The following is a 7,977-nucleotide window of genomic DNA, read 5'->3' as shown; positions in this document are numbered from 1 at the left end:
GGATTCGAACCCCTGGCACACGGATTAGAAGTCCGTTGCTCTATCCTACTGAGCTACAGGTGCTTAAAGCCAGTTTTTTTAACTGACAATAATAAATTATAGCAGATAAAAATAATGTTGTCAACAAAAAATCCATAGTAATTGTTACCATTTTCGAATTAATTTATTTTAGATTGTATATATTAAATGTTACTTCATCATTTATATCTATTATCCCAAAACTTTTTTTACTTCCCCCTCTAGGTAATACAGGACTTCCTGGATTAAAAAGCTGGACTCCATCATAATTAATTGATTCTGGCACATGACTATGTCCAAATAGAGCAATCTCAGCATCTAGCTCTTTTGCCCTATAATATAAAGTATTTAAATGACTCTTGACACTATAATTATGTCCATGAGTTAGAAAAACTCTTTTACCCTTAATATTAATTAATTGCTCCTCTGGAGTTTCACTATCTCTAAAGTCACAATTCCCTTTTACATTATATATGTCTACAGGAAAGACCTTTCTAGTCATTTCTACATCCTTGGTATTATCTCCAAGATGAATAACCATATGTATATTATTAAATCTTTCTTTAATTTTATTTAAGAATTTTGTATTACCATGGGTATCACTAAGCACTAAAATCTTCATTCTTTTCATCCTTCTACTACTAATATTCTCCAATCAATTTCTTAAGTTCTTTTTTTAGGTTCTTAAGGGCATTGGCCCTATGACTTATTCTATTCTTTGTTTCCTCTCCAAGCTCAGCAAATGTCTTACCATAACCATCTACAATAAATAGTGGGTCATAGCCAAATCCATTTTCTCCTCTGGCTTCAAAACCAATTTTACCACTACATTCCCCTACAACGTTTTTTTCTAGTTTGTCTTTTTGAACTATGGCTATCACTGTCTTAAATTTTGCTGTTCTCTCTTCTACAGGTACATCCTTTAGCTCTTCCAAAAGCTTTTTATTATTATCCTGATAGGTAGCATCCTCTCCTGCATATCTTGCAGAATAAACTCCTGGTTTTCCATCTAACTTATCAACAAAAAGACCAGTATCATCGGCAATGACAATATCGTTAACTTTTTCAGAGATTTCCTTTGCTTTTTTCATTGCATTTCCTTCTAAAGTATCTTTATCTTCTATAACCTCAAAATCTTCTAGACCAATTTCATTCTTAGATAAAACATTAAATGGTAGATCAGATAGTATCTTTTTAATTTCCTTGATTTTATGTTGATTTCCGCTAGATAATACTAAATTAATTTTATCCATATCTTTGCTCCTTTTTACTCTGTTTTTCCTACAAGTTGGCTTATATCTCCTAAAGCTTCTTTTTGACCTGCTATAAGGTCATTTATACCCTTCTGAGCTAATTCTAAAAGCTTGTTTAGTTCTGTCATTGAAAATGGTGCCTCTTCTCCTGTTCCTTGAATTTCTACAAATTCACCTTTTTCTGTCATAACAACATTCATATCAACCTTAGCATTAGAATCTTCCTGATAATTTAAATCTAATAATTTTGTTTCTTCAACAACCCCTACACTTACTGCCGCCAAAAAACTAGTAACTGGTATGTAAGAAATCAACTTATCTTCATATAACTTATTTAATGCATCTATCATAGCTACAAATGCTCCTGTTATTGATGCTGTTCTCGTTCCACCATCAGCTTGTATAACATCACAGTCTAACCATATAGTCCTCTCTCCTAGGTCTTCCAGCTTTACAACTGATCTTAGAGCTCTACCAATCAATCTTTGTATCTCTTGAGTTCTACCACCTATCTTACCTCTACTAGATTCTCTAATTTTTCTTGAAACAGTTGATCCAGGAAGCATTGAATATTCAGCTGTTACCCATCCTTTTCCGGAATCATATAAAAAAGGTGGAACTCTATCTTCTACCATGGCTGTACAAATAACCTTAGTATTTCCCATTTCAATTAATACTGACCCTTGGGGATGCTTTAAATAATTTCTCGTTATTTTTACATCTCTTAGTTGATTAAATTCTCTATCATTAATTCTTTTCATACTTTATCTCTCCAATCTATTATATTAATATCCTTATATTGTTCCACAACTATTATTTATAATAACAAACTATATGCATTTTTACCATGTTTTTAAGAAATCAAATCACTTTTCTCCCATTTATTAAGTTAGGGAATTACATATTTACACATTCAATATATTTTTTGAGGATATAATCTTACGATAAAAAAAACAGTCCTAAATAGGACTGCTAAAAACTTTTTTTAATACTCATTTGCAAAGACTGGCATAGTATCTGGCTCTGCTATGTTTATCCCTGCTTCTTCAACTGTTTGACCTCCTATCAAAAGGTCTACACTTTCAACACTATCAAATTGACTTAATGTTAATCCAATATTTTTAGCCATTCTATCAAAGGTGATTTGCTGAGATATTACATCTACATTATCAACTATTAAGTCAACAAATACTAAACCTTCACTAAATACTACATCTTGTAGATATACACCGTCTGGTATGTCAGTGTATAATCCCGAATCAACTGGTGGTCCTTCAAACAGCTTATCCACTGCTGTATACATTTCTGATTCTGAGGTAGCTACAGGTACAGTTACTGGCACATAATATTCATATTCACCATTTGAAGTTCCTTTATAAAATACGACAATATTTGGATCTTCACTATCATTTGATGCCATTGAGTTTATATCTTCTCTTTTTAATGCACTTCCTATCTGTGTACCATACTCTAGTTGAGCTAGTGACTGTCCATCTACCATCAACTGAACTTCACTAATTGTTGGGAACTCTGTTAATGTATACACAACTCCCTTTACTAGATTTTCTTCTTCTTTTTGACTTTGATAGTTTAATACTTGACTATTAAAGTTTACCTTACATAGTCCTTCTTCACTTATTGACATTCCTAATATTTCTGCACCAGTTGGTATCACTGGTTCTAATCCTATTGCTGATATGTCTTCTCTTACCGCTGGGGAGTCTATCATACTCCTTAGTGCAGCTTTTGCAATTCCTGTTTCCCAAGGTATTTTTCTTTTAACTGGAACTAAATAACCATTTTCATTTTGATAGTATAATACTGTATCTCTTAAATTTGCATCTGCTGTTACTTCTGTTCCTTCATCACCACTTCTCACAATTTCTATGTCCTGTGATCCTTCATCAGATACTAGACCTTTCATTACATCAACTGCCTTGCATCCAAATAAACTAAATGCTAGTGCTATCATAAGTACAAGCGTTATTACCTTTTTTGTAAACATTTAGTACCCCCCTTGCTATTATTCATTTATAAATTATATTAGAAAGAGGGCCATACTATGATTAATTTGAGTTAATTTTGCTTTTTTATTTAAAAACAAAAAGGACGAAGACTAATTTGTCTCCATCCTTTTATTTGTTATGTGCATATTATTTGTCGAAATACTCCATTAATCCTTCTGATATACCATCAACAGCTTTATCTATATAATCAAAAGAAAGAATTGCTTTCTCTTCTTCAGGATTAGAAATGAAACCAAGCTCAACTAAAGCTGCCACCATCTTACTTTCTCTAGTAACAACAATTTCAGGTCTTCTATTTATTCCCCTATCTATTCCACCTATTGCATCAACAACAGCACTATGAATGGTCTCAGCAAATGGATACTGATCCTCAGTTTTTTGATCACTTCCATAGGACGGGCAATATATAGTTTCTATACCCTTAACATCTGGATTATTATGGGCATTAAAGTGAATACTAATGAATGCATCTCCATCCATTGAATTAGCTTTATCTGTTCTTTCATATAGACCTATATATTCGTCATTATCCCTAGTGAGATAAGTTTTAAATCCAATCTCATTAAGTTTCTTCTCTAATCTCTTTGCTACCATTAAAGTGAGTTCCTTTTCATGTATCTTTGAGTTAATTGCTGTAGTTCCTGGGTCCTTGCCTCCATGACCTGCATCAATTATTATTAATTTATCTCCATACTTTTTATTCTTATACTCCATTACTATTAAAATATTCTTTTTCCCATTTTTTTCAAAGCTCGTATACTCTATGTTCTTTTTGAGCTTAATTTCAAAAACTTTTTCTTCTCCATCTTCTTTGATTGTTATATCCTCAACTAAATCATCATCTATATTTAGTTTACCATTATCTATTTCTATATTATCCTTTGGCATCCTAACATGCATTGTGTTAACTTCGTCATCATATACAACATCATAATCAGTTTCCTTTAATCCAGTTATTTCTAAAGATCCTTTGTCACTCTCTAGAGTATTATAATCTATTGAGCTAAAGTCCTTATCTTCTAGAAATATAACTAAATTATTGTCTATAGTCTCTATTTGTGGTTCTGGCATGTAAGCATTTTCTTTAATGTCTAATACTACTCTAACTACCTTTTCATTCTCATTGTAATATCCGTCATGATCAAATTGAGCCACTCTAATTCCTGATATTAGCTCATCATCAATCTCATATTCATACTTATCCACATCATAATTTGAACTCATTAAATCTATAACAATTCTATTCGGGTCCTGTAATACAAAAGAGCTATATTCCACCTTATTAGAATTTTTTATTATTATAGCCTTATTACCATCAATCTCTTCAGCTACAACATCTGACACATTATTAATAAACTTAATTTCAAATCCTTCACCATTACTTAAATAATTTATTTCATAGTCAGTTAGGTTGTCCAAATCAATAGCAATTCTAGTTACATTAGGGTCTACTTTAAATTGTGATGATCTGACAGCCTTAATTGGATATTTTTCTACTTCAAGATTTAGAATTCCTTTTGTATCAACTTTTGATTCATCTTCAATATTCAAAGTAGAGTTAGGTATATCTATTACTAGCTTATTAAAATCTCCTAATTCAATCGTATTATATAAGACAGGTCCACTAGTTTTAACTACCACCCTTGGATAATCAGTATTCATATCCACATCTATATCTAGTACTTCTTGTGACTCTGCCTGTATTGAGGCTGTCAGTGTTTCTTGATCCCATTTAACACTACACCCTAATTCTTCTGAAACAAATCTAAGGGGTACCATTGTCCTGCCATCATTTACTATTTTAGCAGGAACTCCATAGGGTAGCTCTTTCTTTTCTCCATCTATTATAACTTGAGAACTATTTGGTTTTAGAATTATTTCTTTTCCAAGTGCATTAATTACTGCTTCTTGTTCTTCTTGATGCCAATTAACCTCAGCATTCAAATTTTCTGCCACAAATCTAATAGGAACTAAAGTCCTCTCATCATAAACAAGAGGTGGAACATCAGATTCAAGGGCTTGTCCATTTATTTCAACGTTTACTTTCATTAAACTTACTTCTTTACCATCCATATGTACTTTAACATAGCCTGCTTTATCTGCAAAAATCAATGCAGGTGCATTTAGAACTACATTAAATACTAGAAATGCTACAACAAATAATATTGCAATTTTTTTCATTCCCTTACCACCCCTACTCTATTTTTTTATAAGGAATCTTGTCTTTATATACCTTCTTTTTTTAGTTTTCGACATTATAAATATGTAATTCTCGACAATAAATTACCTTACATTTAATTTATATCATTTCTAAAAATCTTATGTCAACTAATTTGAGGCTTTGTAATGGTAACTTAATATACCAGTAATATTTGAAATATATTTATACTACTTTATACAATTCATCACTATCTGGGGAATCAATTTCAAGTATATCTCCATCTTCTTTTATCTTAATATCCTTTTCTACTACTTCTCCAATAATAGATGCTTCTATATTACTTGACTCTAATTCTCCTATTAATAAATCACTCTTTGCTGAATCCACTATTATTAGCATACTACCACTTGATATTAATCTTAAGGGATCAATATTTAAAATATTGCATATTCTTTCTGTAGGTTCTTTAATTGGTATAGCTTCTTTGTCTATAATTACACCTTTATTTATAGCCTTAGCAGCTTCCCAAACGGCACCAAGAATTCCACCTTCTGTCACATCATGCATATAAGGCACTCCTACTCTTCCACAAATGATACCTTCTTTAATAACACTTAAATATTTAGAATATTCTTGGGCTTCCTTTAGCATTTTATCATCTATTTTATCCTTAAGCCTGTCCTCAAGCTCATTAGCAATAATCGAAGTGCCTTCTATCCCTGCCCACTTAGTAATAATTATTTTATCGCCTATTTTCACTTCATTAGTTTTTAATATATCCTTTTTTTTCTGTTTTCCAATAACAGTTGTAGATATTACTACTTTATTTACTGCATTGGTTATTTCAGTGTGCCCACCAATTATTTCTACATTGAGATTAGCAGCAGTTTGTCCTGCATCCTTCATTATATTCTCTAAATCACTTTCAGTAGTATTCTCAGGAGCAAGTATTGTCATTAATATTCCTATTGGCTCAGCTCCGTTTGATGCTACATCATTACACGATATATGTATTGCAAGACTTCCTATATTTTCACTTGCGCCTGTTATTGGGTCTGTTGAAACTACACATGCAAATTCACCAAAATCTATTACACCACAGTCTTCTCCGATAGACGGTCTAGTTAAAATCTCAGATCGTTTTCCAGTAATATTTGAGAACACTAATTTTTCTAAGACTTCATTTGGCAGTTTACCTATTTTCATTATATTATATCCCCCTTTAAAAACCTTTTCCATTCTTCTATTTTCATATTTTTATGATCTGACACAATTGAAAGTAACTTAATCTCACTAGGTTTGATATCATGAAAAATCATTACCTCTGCATCGTATCTCTTTTCTCTATCTTTTCTAATCTTTAGATTCTCTTTAAAGCTTAATGATGTATCCCAGTATTTTTTCACTATTTCTTCTCCCTTTTCTTTGAGATACAATTTTGCTTCTGAGAATCCTATTGTATCTTTCAATATAAATGGCTCATATAATATATTAGCAAGATTTTCATTAGCTATCCAGCATTTCTCTGGGCTTATTTTTAATGCCATAAGCACACTATGAGAATGCCAACAGTGATTTCCTGAATAATTTAGACTAGCAAATATGGCCTTTTCTCTATTTAGCCAGACTGGCGAATCCTTCGGTTTAAACTTATTTATATATTGGTGAAATGATAAGTATTTAGATACATATGTCTTTTTATCATCATATCTTATTCCGTTCTTCATTATTTTATCTAAATCTGTAATGGGTGCAACATGATAAACCACTTTAGTTTCTGTATAATCTTCAAATAACATTTTACAACTCCTTATTATATGTATAACCCCTATAACTAGACGATAAATCATTTATTAATGTTCCTTAATACATAGTTAATGTAAATACATTAAAAAAACAAAATGTGAATTTTTATTTCCATGACTTGTTTATTATTTGCATTTACAAGGATTCATTATTCTAGTTAGTATTTTATACTTTAGGATAAAGTCATCTACTTAAAGTATTTGTATTAAGTATGATTTTAACTTTTATAGAGTTTTAAAGTGGAATTATATTATTGCATAGCTTCATAAAATTACCAACAAATTAATAATACCATATTTTTTAGTATTTTTTTATTAAATGGAAATAATAATTTATACTAATTAAGAAAAACGGGGTGATTGAAATAGCAATAAATTGTTCTGAGAAGTGTTTATACCAAGATGATGGTGTGTGTAATCTTACTCATGTAGTAAGCTCTTCTGGGAGTATAAAGTCGAATTGCCCATATTTCTTAGAAAAAAATGATGTAAAAAAATAAAGCAGTGGCCATGGCCACTGCTTTATTTTTTATTAAATTGGAAATTTTAGTGCTCTAAAACGTAAGCCCATTTCTTTCCATCATATACTTGAAGTGGAAGTCTTACTATTCCTTTAACATATGGTCTTTGAACATAAATTTTTGTACCATATGAGTAAGGAGCTATTGGCATATCTTCCATGAATACTTTCTCTGCTGCAACCATAGCATCTA

7 protein-coding genes are annotated in these 7,977 nt (G+C 31.1%); all 7 read right to left on the bottom strand.

The genetic code is table 11. From position 1 onward, the window contains the following. Positions 1 to 163: 163 nt before the first annotated feature. Positions 164 to 640, bottom strand: a complete 477-nt coding sequence (locus JMO20_RS00040; RefSeq protein WP_202707097.1) for a metallophosphoesterase — start codon at positions 638 to 640, stop codon at positions 164 to 166. A 19-nt stretch (positions 641 to 659) separates the two neighbouring features. After that, the gene (locus tag JMO20_RS00035; RefSeq protein WP_202707096.1) at positions 660 to 1,271 is read right to left on the bottom strand and encodes an XTP/dITP diphosphatase; all 612 of its coding nucleotides are present in this window, start codon (positions 1,269 to 1,271) and stop codon (positions 660 to 662) included. 14 nt (positions 1,272 to 1,285) lie between these two features. Continuing rightward, positions 1,286 to 2,032, bottom strand: coding sequence for a ribonuclease PH (gene rph, locus JMO20_RS00030; RefSeq protein WP_202707095.1), 747 nt, complete (start codon positions 2,030 to 2,032; stop codon positions 1,286 to 1,288). A 224-nt stretch (positions 2,033 to 2,256) separates the two neighbouring features. Continuing rightward, positions 2,257 to 3,276, bottom strand: coding sequence for a GerMN domain-containing protein (locus JMO20_RS00025; RefSeq protein WP_202707094.1), 1,020 nt, complete (start codon positions 3,274 to 3,276; stop codon positions 2,257 to 2,259). A gap of 148 nt (positions 3,277 to 3,424) precedes the next feature. Next, entirely contained in the window at positions 3,425 to 5,479 is a 2,055-nt protein-coding gene (locus JMO20_RS00020; RefSeq protein WP_202707093.1) for an N-acetylmuramoyl-L-alanine amidase family protein, read from the bottom strand. 202 nt (positions 5,480 to 5,681) lie between these two features. Further along, positions 5,682 to 6,665: an AIR synthase family protein gene (locus tag JMO20_RS00015; protein ID WP_202707092.1), complete on the bottom strand. Its 984-nt coding sequence runs from the start codon at positions 6,663 to 6,665 to the stop codon at positions 5,682 to 5,684. Then, positions 6,665 to 7,258 (bottom strand): hypothetical protein, encoded by a 594-nt coding sequence (locus JMO20_RS00010; protein WP_202707091.1) that lies wholly within the window; start codon positions 7,256 to 7,258, stop codon positions 6,665 to 6,667. Before JMO20_RS00010 ends, JMO20_RS00015 begins: the two co-directional genes overlap by 1 nt. Between the last annotated feature and the right edge of the window lie 719 nt (positions 7,259 to 7,977).

Origin of the sequence: Sporosalibacterium faouarense, assembly GCF_016765695.1 — a bacterium.
Taxonomy (GTDB): Bacteria; Bacillota; Clostridia; order Tissierellales; family VENL01; genus Sporosalibacterium; species Sporosalibacterium faouarense.
This window is presented reverse-complemented; position numbering and strand designations above follow the sequence as displayed.